The 19,181-nt window shown below is 60.9% G+C and carries 18 protein-coding genes; 12 read left to right on the forward strand and 6 right to left on the reverse strand.

From position 1 onward, the window contains the following. Nucleotides 1-5: 5 nt before the first annotated feature. The 3 genes from AC1RUK_RS33125 to AC1RUK_RS33135 form a co-directional block, all read right to left on the reverse strand. The gene (locus AC1RUK_RS33125; protein ID WP_481840465.1) at nt 6-650 is read right to left on the reverse strand and encodes a DUF1007 family protein; all 645 of its coding nucleotides are present in this window, start codon (nt 648-650) and stop codon (nt 6-8) included. 85 nt (nt 651-735) lie between these two features. After that, nucleotides 736-1,263 carry a hypothetical protein gene (locus tag AC1RUK_RS33130; protein ID WP_481840466.1) on the reverse strand — a complete coding sequence of 176 codons (528 nt, stop codon included), beginning with the start codon at nt 1,261-1,263 and terminating at the stop codon, nt 736-738. Between the two features lie 159 nt (nt 1,264-1,422). Then, nucleotides 1,423-2,298, reverse strand: coding sequence for a class I SAM-dependent methyltransferase (locus tag AC1RUK_RS33135; RefSeq protein ID WP_481840467.1), 876 nt, complete (start codon nt 2,296-2,298; stop codon nt 1,423-1,425). A gap of 153 nt (nt 2,299-2,451) precedes the next feature. On the opposite strand from AC1RUK_RS33135, the gene AC1RUK_RS33140 reads away from it, so the two are divergent. Then, entirely contained in the window at nt 2,452-3,051 is a 600-nt protein-coding gene (locus tag AC1RUK_RS33140; RefSeq protein ID WP_481840468.1) for a TetR/AcrR family transcriptional regulator, read from the forward strand. Between the two features lie 57 nt (nt 3,052-3,108). On the opposite strand, the gene AC1RUK_RS33145 is transcribed toward AC1RUK_RS33140, so the two are convergent. The 3 genes from AC1RUK_RS33145 to AC1RUK_RS33155 all read right to left on the reverse strand — a co-directional run bounded on the left by AC1RUK_RS33145 (nt 3,109) and on the right by AC1RUK_RS33155 (nt 6,176). Continuing rightward, complete coding sequence (locus AC1RUK_RS33145) at nt 3,109-4,380, reverse strand: MFS transporter (protein ID WP_481840469.1); 1,272 nt, start codon at nt 4,378-4,380, stop codon at nt 3,109-3,111. A gap of 178 nt (nt 4,381-4,558) precedes the next feature. Next, the gene (locus AC1RUK_RS33150) at nt 4,559-5,887 is read right to left on the reverse strand and encodes a cation diffusion facilitator family transporter (protein ID WP_481840564.1); all 1,329 of its coding nucleotides are present in this window, start codon (nt 5,885-5,887) and stop codon (nt 4,559-4,561) included. Nucleotides 5,888-5,894: 7 nt separating this feature from the next. Then, the gene (locus AC1RUK_RS33155; protein ID WP_481840470.1) at nt 5,895-6,176 is read right to left on the reverse strand and encodes a metal-sensing transcriptional repressor; all 282 of its coding nucleotides are present in this window, start codon (nt 6,174-6,176) and stop codon (nt 5,895-5,897) included. Between the two features lie 192 nt (nt 6,177-6,368). On the opposite strand from AC1RUK_RS33155, the gene AC1RUK_RS33160 reads away from it, so the two are divergent. The 11 genes from AC1RUK_RS33160 (at nt 6,369) to AC1RUK_RS33210 (ending at nt 18,973) form a co-directional block, all read left to right on the forward strand. Further along, nucleotides 6,369-7,340 (forward strand): LysR family transcriptional regulator, encoded by a 972-nt coding sequence (locus AC1RUK_RS33160; RefSeq protein ID WP_481840471.1) that lies wholly within the window; start codon nt 6,369-6,371, stop codon nt 7,338-7,340. Continuing rightward, entirely contained in the window at nt 7,337-8,806 is a 1,470-nt protein-coding gene (locus AC1RUK_RS33165) for an NAD(P)-binding domain-containing protein (protein ID WP_481840472.1), read from the forward strand. Before AC1RUK_RS33160 ends, AC1RUK_RS33165 begins: the two co-directional genes overlap by 4 nt. Beyond that, complete coding sequence (locus AC1RUK_RS33170; RefSeq protein WP_481840473.1) at nt 8,803-9,285, forward strand: CMD domain-containing protein; 483 nt, start codon at nt 8,803-8,805, stop codon at nt 9,283-9,285. The genes AC1RUK_RS33165 and AC1RUK_RS33170 overlap by 4 nt, the downstream gene beginning before the upstream one ends. Next, nucleotides 9,282-9,848: a peroxidase-related enzyme gene (locus AC1RUK_RS33175; RefSeq protein ID WP_481840474.1), complete on the forward strand. Its 567-nt coding sequence runs from the start codon at nt 9,282-9,284 to the stop codon at nt 9,846-9,848. The genes AC1RUK_RS33170 and AC1RUK_RS33175 overlap by 4 nt, the downstream gene beginning before the upstream one ends. 133 nt (nt 9,849-9,981) lie before the next feature. Next, nucleotides 9,982-10,722, forward strand: coding sequence for an amino acid ABC transporter ATP-binding protein (locus AC1RUK_RS33180; protein WP_481840475.1), 741 nt, complete (start codon nt 9,982-9,984; stop codon nt 10,720-10,722). 16 nt (nt 10,723-10,738) lie between these two features. Continuing rightward, nucleotides 10,739-11,566 (forward strand): transporter substrate-binding domain-containing protein, encoded by an 828-nt coding sequence (locus AC1RUK_RS33185; protein WP_481840476.1) that lies wholly within the window; start codon nt 10,739-10,741, stop codon nt 11,564-11,566. 74 nt (nt 11,567-11,640) lie between these two features. Beyond that, nucleotides 11,641-12,348 (forward strand): amino acid ABC transporter permease, encoded by a 708-nt coding sequence (locus AC1RUK_RS33190; protein ID WP_481840477.1) that lies wholly within the window; start codon nt 11,641-11,643, stop codon nt 12,346-12,348. Between the two features lie 22 nt (nt 12,349-12,370). Next, complete coding sequence (locus AC1RUK_RS33195) at nt 12,371-13,063, forward strand: amino acid ABC transporter permease (RefSeq protein ID WP_481840478.1); 693 nt, start codon at nt 12,371-12,373, stop codon at nt 13,061-13,063. A gap of 746 nt (nt 13,064-13,809) precedes the next feature. Further along, nucleotides 13,810-16,215, forward strand: coding sequence for an arylsulfatase (locus AC1RUK_RS33200; RefSeq protein ID WP_481840479.1), 2,406 nt, complete (start codon nt 13,810-13,812; stop codon nt 16,213-16,215). A 459-nt stretch (nt 16,216-16,674) separates the two neighbouring features. Continuing rightward, the gene (locus tag AC1RUK_RS33205; RefSeq protein WP_481840480.1) at nt 16,675-18,405 is read left to right on the forward strand and encodes an adenylate/guanylate cyclase domain-containing protein; all 1,731 of its coding nucleotides are present in this window, start codon (nt 16,675-16,677) and stop codon (nt 18,403-18,405) included. Nucleotides 18,406-18,490: 85 nt separating this feature from the next. After that, entirely contained in the window at nt 18,491-18,973 is a 483-nt protein-coding gene (locus tag AC1RUK_RS33210) for a GNAT family N-acetyltransferase (RefSeq protein WP_481840565.1), read from the forward strand. The last annotated feature ends 208 nt before the right edge of the window (nt 18,974-19,181 follow it).

The following is a 19,181-nucleotide window of genomic DNA, read 5'->3' on the forward strand; positions in this document are numbered from 1 at the left end:
GCCCGTCACGCGCATGTCAGTTCGAGGCGGGTCGCGAAAATCTTGCCGAGATCGGTTCCGGTCGGATCGCTGAAGAACGCATCCGTCAGGCTTTTCTGGTTCTGCGCGATCGCCGTGTCGGGATCGGGACGCACGACGGCGCGTGCGCAGCCTTGCGGCAGGCCGGCCACCGCAAGGTTGTTGTCGTCGGTGAAATCGATCGCCGTGTAGAAAGTCGGATCATAGACGCCGATGCTGACCTTGCCGGCAAGCGGCAATTTATCATTCGGCTGCGTCTCGAACTGGACGACGAGCTGATTGCCTTCATAGCTTATGATGAGTTTGTCCGGCGGCGCCATTGCCGCGTCCTTGCCATCCACCGTGACCATTTGGAAATAATTGTATTCGGCGAGCGACGCATGGATGGTGAGAGCGACCTCATCGAGTTCCTTGGCGTCGAGGGTAAGGTCGGAATTCTTGTCGAACTCCATCAGCACCGTCGAGGAAAAGAGCTCGTCGAAACGCCACAGATGCTTGAGCGACTTGACCGACTTGTCGGGGCCGACCGCCAGGTCCAGCCGCGCCTCTGCGAAGACGTGAGGATGGGCGCCGGCCGCAAAGGTGGAAGCGAGCAGGAGTGCCATGCCAGAGATCGCGCCGGTCAGCCGCATATACGCTCACTTCCTGTCGTTTCGCATCAGCCGGGTGATCTGGCAGCGCAAGCAGGCCAAATTGGGACGCGGCCCAAGAGGCCTTTCAGTCATCGACGATCGAACTTGCAATGATGGCGTCCGATGTGCCCCGAACGGCAGGCGATGTCAGATGCACGAGCTGCTTGCGGTTGCCCGCAACCAGTATGAACAGCCGGGAAACCTGGCTGCCGTTCCTCTCCTCGCCGATCTTCTCGGCGTCGGTGCGATCGAAGAACCGCTTTTCAAACTCGGCGCGGTCGACATCGAGGAGCTTGACCGAGCAGGTCTGGACGGACCTGCCGTCCATGGTCGCCCTGGTCACCGCGACCATCGTCCCGGCTGGAAGGTCCTCGCCGCCGACCTGCCATCCACGGAACGCCTTCATGGCATCGACAGGAGCAAATACTGCGCCATCGGAGAGCGGTTTCCATCCGCGCGTCTTTGCCAATGCCTCGGTTCGTTCGAAGTCGGGACCGTGCGCCAAGCATGTTTCGTGGAAGGCGTCCAGCGCCTGGTCGACGCCATCGGCATGTGCAAGCGGCGATGCCAGCCATGCGGCCGCAAGCGTCATGGAAAAGAAGGCCTTGGGCATTCGCCAGACTCGGTAACGAGGCAATTTCCGGATCGGATGTCGAGCCCCCAAGGTAGCTCCAGACCAGCCATGCACGCAACGCAGCATGGCGCGCCTGAGGCGATTGTGCCGCTGTGCTACGGGCGGCGCGCCAAGGCCGACGGCCGTCGCATGGCGCGATCAAGCTGGCCGGATCGTGTCCGTCGTTGCGCGAACATAGTTCAGGTTCATGGTCCCGACGGCGCCGATGTCGCTCACCTTGAACCCGCTCTCGGTCAACAGCGCGCCGACCGCATTCATGTCGATATGCCCGTGCCGGTGGAGCCTCGGCAATCTGGATTCGCGCAGCGGCCTGCCGAAGTCGATCAGCAGCAACCTGCCTCCCGGCTTCAGAACGCGCTCCGCTTCACGGAAGAAGATCGATCGGACGGGTTTTGGCAGGTGATGCAGCATGAGCGTGCCGATCACGATGTCGAATTGTCCATCCTCGAAGGGAAGTTCCTGGGCGGTCGCCTGGACGAAAGTCAGATCGAGGCCGGCACGCGCAGCCTTGACGCGCGCCCTCTCGACCATCTCGACCGATGCGTCGACGCCCGTGACACTGCCGCTCGGACCGACCAGCCGTCTCGCGGCAATGGCCAGCGTGCCCGTGCCGCAGGCGACATCGAGCATCGCCTCGCCTGGCTCGAGCCTTGCAAGGCTCAGCATGAATTCCCGGAACCGGTCCTCGCGGCCCCAAGTCAGGACGCGCGCAAGCAGGTCATAGCCTGCCGGCCTGTGCAGGACGATGCCGATGCCCTTGTCGCCGGCGCCATGCGCGTCGTTCCCGGCAGGCCGCATGTGACGAAATCCACCCCAGAGCGCGAATGCCACAACCGCGGCGAGGATGAGGCCGTGGAGCGCCCCCGTCCATGCGCCGGCACTGAGGTAGCCGGCCCCGAATTGCAGCATGAGCAGGAAACCGGCGACCAGCGACAGTTTGACAAGCACGGCAAGCACAATGACGCCCTTTCGCGCATGCTGTCCGTTGCCGGCCTGATGACCAGATTGGTGCATGTCTTTTTGCCTCCTCGTCGGTTTGCGGTGCGCTCAAAACATCATTGAGCTTCTGGACTTGGCGTATCATATTGGACAGAGTGTCTCGAAACGCTGTTGCCAGACACCGGACCGCCGAATGTCCGAAACCGCACGCGGCAAGGGGCAGTGACCATGAAAATCGAGCGGATCGACGAGAGGGGCACGATCGACCGGCGCGTCGCGCGCACACGCGCCCTGCTGCAGGACGCGCTGATTGCCCTGATCCCCGAGCGCGGCTATGCGTCCATAACCGTGGAAGACATTTGCCAGAAGGCTGATATCGGCAGGTCGACCTTCTACACCCACTACACCGGTAAGGACGAACTGCGCAGCGCGACCCTGGAGGCGCATCTGCAGTCGCTGAGCAGGCGCGTGTTAGCAGGCGAAAAGACAGGCAACCGCCTGTTCGAATTCAGCCTGCCGATGTTCGAGCACGCGCGGGCGTTCCGGTCGCTTCACCACGCGCTGCTTTCGAGCAGCGGCGATACGATCCACGACCAATTGCGTGAACGGATACGGCGCGCCGTGCGGACGGAACTTGCCGTTAAGCGGATCGGTGACACAGGCGTTCCGATCGAATTCGCCGTCCAGTTCATATCAGGAGCATTTCTTGCCGTACTTGCCTGGTGGATCGCCGAGAACGCCAGCCTTTTGCCGGCGCAGGTCGACGACCTGTTCCAGCGGATGGCGGCTCAGGGTGTCGCCGCCATGGGCATCGGCGGTTCGGATTGAAGCAGGCATAAATTGATACATTCGCGTCGTCGATTGCGACGGCGTTGGGGAGCTATACTAACGTTCCTCCGGCGGCCGAATCTTGCGAAACGTCGCAAGCAGAAGAATGTCATAGACGATCTTCAAGGCGCCAGCGATGAGCAGTGGCCAGCCGAAGCCGGAAACGGCAAGCAGTGAGCCGGCCAGCATTGGACTGGCCGCCGAAGCGAGGCTGCGCGGGACGGCAGTAACGCTCGCGGCTGCGGCGCGCTCGCCGGGCGTAACCACCGCCATCACGTAAGAGGTGCGGGTCGGCACGTCCATCTGCGACAGTGCACTCCGGATCAGCAGAAGGACGATCACCGGAGCGAGGCTGTGCATGAACGGAATGAGCAACAGGCAAAGGCTCGACGGCAGATGGGTGAACACCATCGTGTTCACCAGCCCGATCCGCTTGGAGATTTGAACCGCCACCAGATATGACACGGCTGAAAGCACGCCGGTGCAGAAGAAAATTGCCCCCGTGGTAGCAAGGGACAGGCCAAAGGTTTGATAAAGCCACAATGCCAGGAGGGACTGAACCACGAGCCCGCCCGCAAATGCGTCCAGGCTGAAGAGGGCGGCCAGCGTGAGGACAATGGTTCGAGACTTGCGCAAGGGCTCCGCTGGCGGCGCACTCGGGTCGATCGATTCATCCGGCAACCGCCGATACAGGATTAGCGATCCGACCCCAAGGAAAGCATAGAGTAGGAAGGCGAACTGAAGAGCCTGTTTGATCTCCATACCGACAAGCTGCCGCAGGAGGTCTGGGGTGCCGGCCGCCAAAGCACCAACAGCCCCAATGAGGGCACCGACCAGGCTGTAGCGCGCAAACAGCGCGGTACGGTCGCGATCGGTGACGCTGTGCGCGAGTTCCGCATGTTCGAGTGGCAGAAACACGCTCACGTCGCCGGAGGATGGGTTCAAGGTTCCGACGAACGCGACCAAAAGCAGAGGCCAGAAATCGTGGACGAGCGCAAAGGCAAATCCCGTGAGAATCATCAGAACTGCGGCGGCGACGAGCAACGAGCGGCGCGAGAAACGGTGCGCGACAGCACCAACGCCGAGCGTGAGCGCTGCCGATCCCGAAAGCGTTGCCGTGGCGAAGATCCCGATCTCGAACGCGTTGAAGCCGAGCGCCGCAAGGTAGGCGGGAAGCAAAAGACTGACGAGTCCGTCGCCAAACGCCCGCAATCCCCTTGATGCGAGCAAATAAGAAGCCGCTGAGCCGGCACCGGAAGGCAGCAGCGCAAATCTCCGCTTCGGCTTGCCGATATCGGTCGATTTCTGGGCAGCAAAGTATGACAGCATGGCGTCCACCTCAAACAGAGAGCCTGGACGCGAACATTGGGCTGACGCCTCACGGGGTCGTCGCGATTGAACCCCTGCCTGATGCTTGTATTTCCAGCCGCAGTTGTCAATAAGCGCCCTTGCCAGCCTCCTGGGATCTTCGCATTGCGGCTTGTGATGCCGCGCGAGGCGTCCATCGTCAATGATGGTGGCCTTCCGGCTCGACCATCTTGAACGGCAGGATCTGTTCCCTGCCCTTCGCGGTCAGAATCAGCCTCGCCTCGAACTCATGCGGCTCGGCGGGGGCGACGCTGCTTTCGAGCCGGTGGTGATCGCCGGCGACGGGTCCGAGAGGCACCGTCTCGGCGCCCTCGGGCCGGTCGATGATCACGGTTGCCCCGAGATCGTCGGCATGGCTGTCGATGGTGAGACGCATGCGTTCGCCGGCCGGCGTGTCGACGATTTCGAGCAGCCCCGCGGCCAGGTCGCTGGCGACCTTGAAAGGCTCCGGCGCGTGATGGGCGTGGCCGAAACGACCCACCACTGGCCCGCCCTCGCCTTCCAGGCGGATGTTCGCCTCCGAGAGCACCGGAAGGTGATCGAACAGCGCTCCCCTCAGGGCATCGGTGATGCCGACCAGGTCCTTGGCGCTCGCGGTGTCGGCCACCTTGATGGCGATATCGGCATGTAGACGATGGCCGATCCAGCGCGCCTGGGCCTGGGCGACCCGCTCGATGCCCCGAACGTGCTCTGCCGCATGATGGATTTCTTCAACGATGCCGGGCTCGACGCCGTCGAGCATCCGCGTCAGCACCGCCTTCGACGACTGCCAGACGATGGCGAAGATCGCCACCGTGATCAAAAGACCAATCATCGGATCGGCAAGCGGAAAGCCCAACCACACGCCGATGGCGCCAAGCACAACCGCCAGGCTGGTGAATCCGTCGGTGCGGGCATGATAGCCGTCGGCGATCAGCGCGGCGCTGTTGATCTCGCGGCCGACGCGGATGCGGAACACGGCCACCGCCTCGTTGCCGAGGAAGCCGATCAGGCCGGCGGCGACCACCCAACCGAGGAAAGCGATGGGTTTAGGGTTGATAAGCCTGTCGAACGCCTCGTAGCCGGCGACGATGGCGCTGAACAGGATGATCAGCACAATGACGATGCCGGCCAGATCCTCCACCCGGCCAAGGCCATAGGTGAAGGTCTTGCTCGGCTTGCGCCTTGCCAGCATGAAGGCGATCCACAACGGGATGGCGGTGACCGCGTCGCCGACATTGTGGATGGTGTCGGCGAGCAGCGCCACGCTGCCCGTGAGGAACACGATGACCAGCTGAAGCAACGACGTTATGGCCAGCACGACAAACGACCATTTGATCGCCCAGATGCCGCGTGTCGTGGTCGCGATGGTGGGATCAACCACGCCGTGCGTGTGGCCGTGCCCGCCCTCGCCATGGTCATGGCCGTGCCCGCCAAAGCCTTGGCCTGCCGGGCCGAAGCCGAACCAGTCGCGTATCTTGTCCATGATGGCGTCTTCAGAGGTACTTGGTGATGTCCTTGAACTCGTCGATCGAGCGGCGCTGCTCGCGCGCCAGCGGTCCGACGACGTCCTCCAAGCAATAATTGAGGTGATCCTGGATCAGCGTCTTCTTGGCCTGGGATATGGCCTTCTCGACGGCATGTAACTGCTGGGCGATGTCGAGGCATGGCCGACCGGATTCGATCATCTCGACGATGCCGCGCAGATGGCCGTCGGCGCGCTTCAGCCGCTTGATGATGTCGGGATGGGTTTCGTGAATGTGCGGACTTCCGTTCATATCTCAATACTATCCCCCTGGAGAGGATGCCGTCAACCTCGAAGAGCCACCGTTCCGGCCAGCCCGACCGAGCATCCGCAACGAAGAGCTGCTCTCCTTAGGTGCGCAAAGGCATCATAATCGTTTCCACTTGACATATACGGAAAATGGATGAGATGCTCGTAATCATACACAATGTGCATTTAAGCGATCATGGAAACTCGAGATCTCCAGACCTTTCTTGCGGTTGCTGCCAGCGGTAGCATTACCAAGGCGGCCGATATGCTTGGGCGTTCCCAGCCGGCGGTGACACGCACCATTCAGGATCTCGAAGTGGAGCTCGGCTTCGAACTGCTGCACCGGGTCGGTCGGCGGGTGCAGTTGTCTGAAGAGGGCGTCGCCTTCGAGGAGGAAGCGCGGCGCTTGCTCATGTCCTTCACTGAACTTGCAGCGCGGGCCAAGACGATCGCCGCCGGCAAGGGGCGGATCCTGCAGATCGTCACGACCTCTGCGATCGGGACTGGGTTGATCCCGACGGCCATGGCTGAGCTCAAGAGTGCGGAGCTTCCGCACGAGACGCATCTTGGGCAGTTTCTTCCTTCGATCGTCGCCCAGGAAGTGCGCAGTGGACGTGCCGAGATCGGGTTTTCAAGCCTGCCGCTAGATACGCCCGGTCTAAATGTTCTGCGGCTCTATTCGGCGCCGGATGTTGTTGCCCTGCGCGAGGACGATCCGCTGGCTGAACTCGATGTCGTCCCGCTTTCGGCCTTTGCCGGTCGTCGCCTCGCCACGATGCTCAATCCGCTGCGGTTTCAGTTGCACATCGCCCGGGCACTGGCGGCTCGCGGCATCGAGACCGGCCCGGTGATCCGGACTAATATTTCCTACGGCGCGTTGCAGATCGTGCGTCAGACAGGTGTCGCGGCAATTATCGACCCCGTCACGGCCTATGGCCTAAGTCTGCCTGGCGTCGTCATTCGCCCGATCGACGTGACCGTTCCGTTCTACTGGGGCGTTCTGGCTGCCGAAAAGCGTCCCCTTCGTCCGGTCGCGCAGGCGTTGATGGAGGCGGTCGAAGCGGTGGCGGAACGGTCGATCGCCGGCTTCAGCAAACTCGATCCGGCCCTGGCCGGCCAATTGGTGACCGATCCTGCATCGGGCACAAGTCACGGAACTGAAATATGAAGCATACCCCCAGCCCGCCAGTGTCGACAGGTCTTGCCGCACTGGAAGCGCAGCTTGCGCAGGATCTCGATTTTCTTGAGCTGCCTGCCAAGCCTTGGGTCCCCGAGCGTTCGCACGATGGCGTGCCGGTCCGTGACGTCGTGGTGATCGGCGCCGGCATGTGCGGACTTGCGGCTACGGCAAAGCTGGTGCTGACCGGGATCACCAATGTCGTCGCCTATGATGCGGCGTCTGCCGGGCTCGAAGGGCCATGGGTAACGTTTGCCCGGATGCAGACGCTTCGGTCGCCGAAGACCCTGCACGGTCCGGCGCTCGGCCTGCCGCAACTGACGTTCCGCGCCTGGTTCACGGCGCAGTGGGGCGTTGAGGCTTGGCAGTTGCTGGACAAAATTCCCAAGGGCCAGTGGATGGATTACCTGGTCTGGTTCCGCAAGGTTCTCGCTCTGCCGGTGCGCAACAGCGTGCGCATGACCGGCGTCGCACCTGCCGGTGATCTGATTGCCATCGATATCGAGGGCGCGGAAACGGGCCGGGTTCTTGCCCGTCATCTCGTTCTGGCCACTGGTCGGTCCGGTCTGGGCGGTTTTGCCGTGCCCGACTTCCTCAGGGGTATCGATCGCGCCTATTGGGCCCATTCTGCCGACGACATCGATTTCGACGCGTTGAAAGGCAAGCATGTGGCGGTGATCGGCGCCGGTGCCTCGTCCATGGACAATGCAGCAACGGCACTCGAGGCGGGTGCCGGCGCTGTCGACATGTTAATCCGGCGCAAGGAAATGCCACGCATCAACAAGCTAACCGGCATCGGCAGCCAGGGGGTTGTACTCGGCATCTACCACCTGCCCGATACCTGGAAGTGGAAGTTCTTCGACTACACCGCCTCAACCCAGACGCCGCCGCCGCGTTCATCGACGCTTCGCGTGTCTCGCCACGCAAATGCTCGGTTCTTTCTCGACTGCGGCATAGTCGCGATAAGGGAAGATGCGGGAGGCTTGCTGATCGAAACCACGCAGGGGCCGATGCGCTACGACTTCCTGATCGCGGCAACCGGCTTTTCAAACGACTTCAACGGCCGCCCGGAATTTGCAGCGCTCGCGCCACATATCCGCACCTGGTCGGATGGTCGATATACGCCGGATATGGGGTCGCCGCGTGCAGGTATGTCGGAGGCGCCGGATCTCGGTCCCGCCTTCGAGTTTCGGGAACGTTTCGCCGGCTCCTGTCCGATGCTCGCGCATATCCACTGCTTCAACGACGCAGCCATGCTGACCCACGGCAAGGTCTCCGGCGATATCCCGGCCGTCAGTGCCGGCGCCGACCGTCTTGTCCGCGGCATAACCGCATCGCTTTTTGCCGAGGACGTCGAAACGCACTTCGCCAATCTGATCGCCTACGACACCCCGGAACTTCTGGGCGACGAATGGGTCGATTCAACACCCCCGCTGCACAAGGAGGCCGCGTTGTGATCGACGCAATGGACAAGGCATCTGGTATCTCACCGGACGATGCCCTTTTCGCTGCGCGACGGTTTCGACCGGAATTCGTGCAAGGGGCGGAGGAATGTCGCCTCTCCGTCCTTCAGCCGGCAAAGGATCAGGGGCTGGCGCCAAATTTGCGGGTCGCTCTGGCCCGCCGCATGGCCACCCTGAATGCCGACCAGATTCTGATGGCCGAATATGATGTGCAACTGGCTGACCTTGATCCGACAGGGCAGCTCCTGGCCCTTGCTCAGGGGGCAACCGATCTGGACGAACCATTGGCGACCATCGCCCGTCATGTCGACCTCATAACGCTGACGCCGAAAGAGGCGAAGGCGAGCCACATAGTGCTGCTGGCGCAGGCCGGATTGAACAATCCTCAGATCGTCGCGCTCTCCGAACTGATTGCCTTCGTCAACTTCCAGACGCGGGTTGCGACCGGCTTGCGATTGATGAGGTCGGCATGATTTCCTCGGTGCGCCTGAAGCCGCTGAATTGGCATCCGTACATCGCACCGGTCGAGCTATCCGAGGCCACGCCGGAACAGCTCGACGCGATGAAGGTTACGCCATCTGCCAAGAAGGTTTCGGAATATGTGCGCACCCTTGTGCATGATCCCGAAAGCTATCTTGCCCGCACCGTCCTGTTCAATGCGATCATGTATGTCGAAGGTGGGCTTGCTCGTCCCGATCGCGAACTTGGCGCATTGGGTGCCTCGATCGTCAATGGCTGCAAATTCTGTGCCGTTGTTCATGCCCGCCGGCACGCAGAGCTGACGAAGAGCGATGATGTGGTCACCGCACTCTATCTCGACAAACCCGAAGCGCTCGGGCCACGCGATGCGGCAATCTACCGCTTTGCCCGTCGCCTGTCGGCGGCACCGTCAGAGGCAACCGAGGAGGACGTCGCCTCGCTTCGGTCAGTCGGCATGGATGACATCGAAATCATCGACCTGATCCATGCCATCTCGATCTTCGGCTGGGCAAACCGGCTGATGCACGTCCTCGGCTATGCCGAGAGCGGGAACTAACGTGCATACCGTCAATGCACACGGGTCGGGTGTCTTCAACTAGAGCCAACCGGAATGGCTGGCTCATAACAATAAGAGGGCTCTGAAATGCGCATGAAATGTTGTCTCATACCCGAAAGGACACCAGCCAGAAATGCTTGAAATCAAAGATTTAAGGCTGTCCTACGGAAACACACAGATCCTGAACGGCGTTGACCTCTCCGTGCGTCGCGGTGACGTGGTGTCAATCATCGGCCCTAGTGGTACCGGCAAGACCACGCTGCTGAAGTGCATCAACTACCTGGTCAAGCCGGCATCTGGAACCATCAAGTTCGATGAGATCCGGATGGACTACCAGCGTGCGGACAAGGCCGCAGTCCAGGCGATTCGGCTGCGGACTGCCATGGTCTTCCAGCAATTCAACGTCTTCAAGAACATGACGGTCATTCAGAACGTCATGGATCCACTCGTGGTGGTGCAACGCAAGTCGAAGGACGAGGCGCGTGAAATCGCCCTGCAGGAGCTTGAGCGAGTCGGCCTCTCCGCGAAGCGAGACAGCTACCCGTCCCAGCTCTCAGGTGGCCAGCTCCAGCGGACTGGCATCGCACGTGCGTTGGCGGTTCGACCGGATGTGATGCTCTTCGACGAACCCACGTCTTCGCTGGATCCTGAGCTCGTTGGTGAGGTTCTGAAGGTGATCAAAGATGTCACATCGTCAGGGCTCACGTCGCTGCTTGTGACCCACGAGATGCAATTTGCAAAGAACATCTCGAACCGGATCGTCTTCATGGATCGGGGCGTCGTCGCTGCCGACGGTAGCCCGACGGAGATCTTCGATGCGCCATCCAGTCCGCGCCTCACCCAATTCCTCAAATCCGAACACACACTCCAGTAGAGAAAGGATGCCTGAAATGTCTTCTATCAGATCATCATCGTACCGTCGGTTTGGCCTTGCCGTAGCCGGTGTCGCAATCGCCCTTGCAGCCGCGGGCGTATCCTATGGTCAGGACTCCGTACGGACGATCAAGATCGCGACGGCGGCAGAATCCAAACCGCTTTCGTGGGGCGCTATCGGCGTTGAGCCGCAAGGGTACGAGCCCGACGTCCTGAAGGCAATCAACGCGAAGCTGCCCCAGTACAAGTTTGAAATGGAAGGCGCTGCAGACATCGCGCAGGAGACCGGCCTCGTAACGGGGAAATACGACATGGCGTCCGGCGGCTACTACAAGGCGCCCGCGCGCGAAAAGCAGTTCCTCATTCCCGACAACCCCATGGGTGCAAGTCTGATAAAGATCTATAGCCGCAAGGAGAGCAACATCAACGAGATGAAGGATCTGGTCGGCAAGAAAATCGTGCCTGTCACGGCCGGCGGCGGCATCTATAAGTTTGCCACCCAATGGCAGGAGAAGAACCCGGACTACAAGATCGAGATCACCGCATCGAGCGCCGGCATCCCTTACCCGGACCGCCTGAAGGAAGTCCAGAACGGCAAGTACGACGCGCTGGTTCTGCCGTCGAACCTTGGCGAGCAGACCGTGATCGACAACCAGAAGCTCGACATCAAGGCGAGCGAGCCGGTCGCCATCAACAACACCTACCTCCTGATTCACAAGTCGGAGGAGAACAAGGCCCTGCTCGACGACGTGAACAGGGTGCTCAAGGAGCTGAAGGACGACGGCACGCTGGGCAAGATTTCGCAGAAGTGGTTCGGCGAGGACGTCACGACCTACATCAAGTAGCGAAAGCTCGCCCTAGACCGGGTCTCTGCATGGCCAACGACCAAGGCTAAAACCGCAAGAAGGAGTGTTGCAAGGTGGACCTTTCTACAATGATCCCTGAGCTGCTCTTGGCATTGCCGCTGACGCTCGCGATCACGTTTACGGCCCTTGTCGTCGGCTTCTGCCTGGCTCTAATCGCGACCACATTCCGGGTTCGCAGGATACCAGTGATCAGTCACATGGCCGACCTCTACGTATCCTATGCCCGGAGTGTCCCCGTCGTCCTCCAGTTGTTTGTCGCGTTCTACGGACTTCCCTTGCTGGTAAGCCTGTTCGGCGTCGAAGATTTCTTCTCGCCCACGGTAGCTGCGATGATGGGGCTCAGCCTTTATCACGGGGGATATCTGTCAGAGGTCATAAGGCCGGCATACCTGGCCGTTGATCGTGGTCAGCATGACGCGGCGGACAGTCTGGGATATACCTTCCGACAGAAGCTTACTCGCATCGTGGGACCACAGGCGGTGCACATCGCATTGCCAGGCTACGGAAACTCCATCATCTACCTGATCCACAATGTTGCGCTTGTGATGTACATCGGCGCGGCGGACGTAATGGCGACCGCGCACCTCGTCATGGAGCGGGACTACAACCAATACCAGTTCGGAACTTATCTTGTGCTGGCGGTGATCTATGCGCTGTTGTGCCTGATCGCGTGGCTCATCGTGCGTTTCTTCGAACTTCGCTCCTCGAAGTTCGCACTGACAACGGCGCCGGCGAAGAGCACGATCATGGCGAGCGTCTGATCGAAGAAAGGGTCATTATCACATGTTCGATATCGAAGTCTTGCTCCCGGACCTGTGGAGCATCCTGGGCGCAGTGCCCGTGACGCTCGCCATGGCGCTGGCGATCTTTGTCTTCTCCACGACCATCGGCAGCCTGTTTGCGCTGATCGAATATCGGCGGATACCCGTGCTGCGGGAATTCGTCGTGGCGTACAAGGTCGCCTTCAAGGGCGTGCCGATGGTGATCGTGATCTTCCTTGCATACTACGGCCTCCCGCCGACCCTCCAATTCTTCGCATCATTGGTCGGGATAGAGTTCAACGGCCACGCAACGCCGAACTGGGTCACGCTCGTCATCGCGTTGACCGCTTGCGTTGCCGCGTTCCAGGCGGAAGTTGTGAAGGGCGCTTTGAATTCCTTCGACACCGGCCAGGCAGACGCAGCCTACTCGTTGGGCTACAAACGAAGCCAACTGTTCCGACGAATCCTGTTTCCCCAGGTGATCGTCGCAGCAATTCCGGATCTCGCCAACTCGTTCATGGTGATCATGAAGGCGCTTTCTCTGGGATTTGCTATCGAGGTTGTCGATATCTTTGCACAGTCCCAGTTGACCGCCGCGCTGAACTTTTACTACCTCGAAGCCTTCGTAATTGCCGTCGTGATCTACATGGTGATTGCCTACATTGTCACACATATCGCCGACAGGACGGAGGCAGCCCTTAGGGTACGGACCTAAGGGTAGAATCGTCCCAACTCACCTCACGGCGGAGGCGCCCGCGCAGAGGCCTGCCTACAGGACAGCGTGAATGTGGGCGAGCTCGCGCCGGTGGGAAACCGGAGAAGGCGGCCATACCGAAAGTCAACTGAGCCGGGCCATCCGGCGCCTGTACTGACTTGGAGCCCGCACTGGGCGGGCCTGGAGCCGAGGCGACTTCGACCCCTGGTCTAGACAGCAATGCTTGCCGTCTCAACGAAGTCCAGCGAAACTAGGAATTTCTTCAGTGACCGCTTTGCGCCGCATGGCAGTCATAGGGGCTGCTCTGCCAATGCCTCAAAGCGGCCAGTCTGGATCGGAGGAGATAGGTCGCCGTTACGTGCGGAGAAAGGCGCCAGGCTCTGACCGATCGCGCACCTTGATGCAATACTTTTAGGCATCGGGATCGCCGTCACTCCACGATCTCCCCGCCACCCGCTATTCGTTCATACTCTGGAAAATGCTGATCGATCTTCGGCAGCGGCGCTTCCTTGATATGCGCCAGAACAACGAATTACCTCTTGCAATGCGGGAGCCATCCACAGAGGACATCGCTAGTGCAGAGGCAACAGTCAGCAATGCGCCGCATGGCAGTTTCGCGTTGAGATTGTCAGGCGCTCGCCGACTCCCTTGGATTTCTACAAGGTACGGGTATAGGTTGCCTCGCAAGCATATGGGCTCTGCGGGTGATTGCACATGTGGCGATCAGCGAAGGGAGGAGATTTGCGATGAAAACCATGACGTTCGTCTCATGTGGAGCGGCGCTAGCGGCGTTGACGCTTATAACTACCCCGGCTAGTACACAGGAGGCAGTCCCGCTCGGCTCGCCGGCAGCTACGGCGCCGATCAACCCGCTCCGCGTCCCCAATCCGCCTGGCAAATTCGGGGGCGTGATCAACCTCGACGCGCCCACATCCACGCCCTACTGGCAGCCCCAGGTCGTGCCACCGGAAGGAGCGCCGAACATCCTCGTGGTTCTGATCGATGACGAAGGGTTCGGCGCGCCGAGCACCTTCGGTGGCGTCATCCCCACTCCGAACCTTGACCGTATCGCTGACGCGGGTCTGCGCTACACGCAGTTTCACACTACAGCACTGTGCTCGCCCACCCGTGCCGCGCTGATCACCGGAAGAAACCACCACTCCGTCGGCACGGGCGTGATCGGCGAAGCCGCTACCGGGTTTCCGGGCTACAACAGCATTATCTCCAAGGACAAGTCGACCATCGGCACAATCCTCAAGGCCAATGGCTACGCCACTTCCTGGTTCGGCAAGAACCACAACACCCCCGCTTTCGTCACCAGCCAGGTCGGCCCTTTCGACCAGTGGCCGGTCGGCATGGGCTTCGAGTATTTCTACGGGTTCAACTCGGGCGAAACCAACCAGTGGCAGCCTGATCTCTATCGCAACACCACGCGCATCTACCCCTATGTCGGCAACCCTCAATACAACCTGATCACCGACATGGCGGATGACGCCATCGCCCATGTCCAGCAGATCAACGCCCTCGATCCGAACAAGAAGTTCTTCCTCTATTACGCGCCCGGCGCCACCCATGCGCCTCATCATCCGACGCAGGAGTGGATTGATAAGTTCAAGGGCAAGTTCGGCATGGGCTGGAACGCCCTCCGTGACGAGATTTTCGCCAATCAGAAGAAACTGGGCGTGATCCCGCAGGATGCCCTGCTCACGCCCTGGCCGCACGACCTTCTGAAGAACTGGGACGAACTTTCGGCCGACGAGAAAAAGCTCTTCGAGCGGCAGATGGAGGTCTATGCAGCCTACCTCGCGTATGTCGACGATGAGGTCGGCCGCGTCGTCAAGGCGATCGAGGACATGGGCAAGCTCGATGACACGCTCATCATCTATGTCAGCGGCGACAACGGCCCCAGCGCGGAGGGCTCGCCGGTAGGCACACCGAACGAGATGACTTTCTTCAACGGCGTCGAGGTTTCTGTCGCGGATCAGTTGCCGTTCTACGACGCTTGGGGTTCGGCCGAGACTTATCCTCACTATGCGGTCGGTTGGGCCTGGGCCATGAGCACGCCCTACAAGTGGACCAAACAGGTCGCCGGCTATCTCGGCGGTGTGCGAAACGGCATGGTCATCTCGTGGCCCGGTCACATCACCGACGCCGGAGGCATCCGCAACCAGTTTCATCATGTCATCGACATCGTTCCGACCATCCTCGAGGTGACGGGAATCAAGGAGCCCGACGTTGTCGACGGCATAGATCAAGCGCCGATCGAGGGCGTGAGCCTCGCCTATACCTTCGACAAAGCCAATGCCGACGCCCCGTCCCGGCACCACACGCAGTATTTCGAGATGTTCGGTGAGCGCGCGCTCTACCACGACGGCTGGATAGCATCGACCGTGCCGTTCCGCGCACCGTGGAACGGCACCGCCCCGGACCCGAAGGACGTGGTCAACGATGCCAAGTGGGAACTCTACGACCTTACCACCGACTGGACCCAGAACAACGACGTCGCCGCGGCCAATCCAACGAAGCTCACGGAACTCCAGGACATGTTCTGGATCGAGGCGGCAAAGTATCAAGTCCTGCCGCTCGACGCCTCGGCGCTCACGCGCTTCATCGCACCCCGGCCAAGCATTGTCGCAGGCCGCGACGAGTTCGTTTACACACACCCGCTCGTCGGCACGCCGCTCGGAACAGCCCCCAGCATTCTCAACAAATCCTTCTCGATCTCGGCCGAAATCGAAGTACCTGACGGCGGCGGCGAAGGGATGCTCGTCACCCAGGGTGGCCGCTTTGCCGGCTGGGCGCTCTACCTCCTCAAGGGCAAGCCTGTCTTCGTCTACAATCTGCTCGACCTCGCGCGGCCGCGAATCGAGGCGCCCCAGCCTCTGTCGGCAGGCTCGCACACCGTCGACTTCGTCTTCACCTACAATGGACCTGGCCTCGGCAAAGGCGGGACCGCGGTGATGAAGGTCGACGGCGCCGAAGTGGCGAGCGGCCAGCTCCCCAATACCCTGCCGTTCGCACTCGAGGCGAGCGAGACCTTTGACGTCGGCTCAGATACCGGAACCGGGGTCGACGATACCGACTACAAGTCACCGTTCTCGTTCACCGGGAAGCTTGGAAAGCTCACGATCAAGCTCGGGGCGAACAGTTGACCCTAGCAGGTTCCATCTTTCGGGTGACTGCGCGGTCGAAGCCATCGGAATTCCTGACGAGACCTGGAACCGCCCCGGGTGGGCGGTTCTTTTCCATCGGTGGATTAGAACCCCAAAAAAGACGCGCTCCGGACGACTGTCTACCGAGCTGACCCGATAGCGTTCGAAAGTCGGCGACAAAGACCCGAAAGGGTCACTTTAAGACATCGGACCTTCGAGGGTTCAACGTCCGCTTTTGTCCTTTCCTGCCCCACAGGCAGACTTTCTGGTTCCGGCCCCAAACACGCCGTTGGGATCCGCGCGCAAGGTGTCCGCTCATGGCGCTAGTTGCCCGTTCCGGCAGCCGGCTCAAACGCCAAAGTTTGACCCAAGTCGGACCTTCGCTTGGATGCCGTTTTGTCCCATTTCTGATAAAGTGACTGCTCCTCCCGGGGACCACGATTCCAGGACAGAAGCCCGATGGACCGCAAGCTCGCAGTCATCCTCGCCGCCGATGTCGTCGGCTACTCGGCGCTCATGGAGCGCGACGAGAAAGGTACCCATGAGCGGCTGACTGCGGGGCGGAAAGAGCTGTTCGAGCCGGAGATCGCGCGGCATCACGGGCGCATATTTAAGCTGATGGGCGACGGGATGCTGGCCGAGTTCGGCTCGGTCGTCGATGCGGTCGAATGCGCCGTCAGTTTGCAGCGCGGGCTGACGGAGCGCAATGCCAGCGTCGCCGAAGACAAGCGCTTCGAGGTGCGCATTGGCATCAACCTCGGAGAAGTGATCGTCGAGGGAGATGATCGCTTCGGTGAAGGCGTCAACGTCGCCGCGCGCCTACAGCAGCTCGCCGAACCGGGAGGCATCTGCGTCTCAGAAAAGGTGTCGCGGGAGGTCGAAAAGAAGCTCGCCTTCAGCTTCGAACCTATGGGCGAGCAACACGTGAAGAACATCGCCGAGCCAATATCCTGTTTTCGCATAAATCTCCTGCCTGCGAGCCCGCTCCTCGCTGGCCGATTGCCGCAGAAGTCGCTCAATCTCCCCAATAGGGCGGCGATTGCAGTTCTTCCGTTCACCAATATGAGCAGCGATCCGGAGCAGGAGTATTTTGCCGATGGACTGGCCGAAGATCTAATCACCGACCTGTCGAAGGTTCCGGGCCTGTTAGTCATCGCGCGAAATTCCTCCTTCGCCTACAAGGGCACGCACGCCGATCTCCGAGTTGTCGCGAAGGACCTTGGTGTGCGCTACGTCATCGAGGGAAGTGTGCGCCGCGCGGCGGGTCGCATCCGTATCAATGCCCAGCTTATCGATGCGAGCGACAACGCCCATCTCTGGGCAGACAGGTTCGATCGCGATCTGGCGGACGTTTTCGTGCTGCAGGACGAGGTAGGGGGAAAGATCGTCGCGGCGCTCGCCCATGTGCTGCCTTCGGCCCCTCACTTCGCCAGTCGTCGGGCAAGGAACCTCGAGGCCTACGATCTCTTTGTGCGCGGACGGGCGTTGGTGACGAAATCGGCCGAAAGCAATCGAGAAGCTCCCCCGCTTCTTGAAAGATCGGTCGAACTTGATGCGGGGTTCGCGGAGGCGCACGCCTGGCTCGCGATGAGCCACCATTTCGCGTGGGCGTATTGGCTGGAACCCGAGGAACGCCATCCCTCGCAGGCCCTCGCGGCGGCCGAACGTGCCGTGTCCCTCGATCCACAGGATGCCCAGGCGCATGCGATCCTCGGAGATGTGTTGATCTATGATGACAGGTCGGATGAAGGTGCCTCGGAATTGGCGATCGCGCTTCAAATCAACCCCAATCACGCCGACGCCTGGACGTTCTTGGGCCAGTTGAGCGCGTTCGAGGGGAGGCCAACGGAGGGCATAGAACATGTGCGGAAGGCGCTCCGTCTCAACCCCCATCCGCCTGGATGGTACTATTGGATTCTCGGGTTAGCCCAATATTCGGCAGGTCGATATCAGGATGCCGTCGAGACACTCCGGTGCGACGCGACACACAGGCTCGGATCACAACGCATACTTGCCGCGAGTCTGGCGCAGCTTGGACGCATGGGAGAAGCCAAGGCGGAAGGTAAAGAGTTCCTTGGATTGAACCCTGAGTTTTCAATGCAGCACTGGGCACGCACGCAACCCTTCCGGCACGACACGGACCGCCAGCATTTCATCGAGGGCTACATCAAGGCCGGCCTGCCAAAATGAGCCTGAGCTCGGACACCCGCTTGAGTGCTCCGACCTCGGCCCACCTGTGGAGGCAACTTCGCTCGCCGTTAGGAGTTCGGTCTTGCTGACCATTCGCCCCGCCGAACCCACCGATGCGGACGCAATCTGGAGCATCCTTGAGCCCATTCTACGTGCGGGGGATACCTACGCCTTGCCGCGCGATTGGAGCCGCTCCGACGCGTTGGCGTATTGGTTTCTCGCGGATCACGACGTGTTCGTCGCGGAGGGGGAGGGACGCATGCTTGGAACCTATTATCTGCACGCTAATCAACTCGGAGGCGGCTCCCACGTCGCCAACTGTGGCTACATGACTGCGCCGGGATCAAGCGGCCGTGGCGTCGCGACAGCGATGTGCCGGCACTCTCTGGAGCAAGCCGCTCAGCGTGCCTTCCGAGCGATGCAATTCAATCTTGTCGTCAGTTCGAACGAACGTGCGGTCAGGCTTTGGCGCCGGCTGGGATTCGCCGTTGTCGGAACGATCCCGCAGGCCTTCGAGCACCCACTTCTTGGGTACGTGGACGCCTTTGTGATGTATCGAACGCTCTGACCGCGGCCTTGGAACGGTACCGCAACGCGTACTCGGAATTTCCGACCCGTTCCGGAGGTTCGTGCGGACTGCCGGAAGGTCCGCAACTGGCGCAACCGTACCGTTCGCGAATGCGAAGGTTTGACCCGAGGCTGCCCTTGCCACGGATCGTCATGGATGTCTCGATCGGGTGGAACCCTGCCGTTCGCCTCGACGAGACGAACGGACC

The organism is Mesorhizobium monacense (assembly GCF_056781675.1).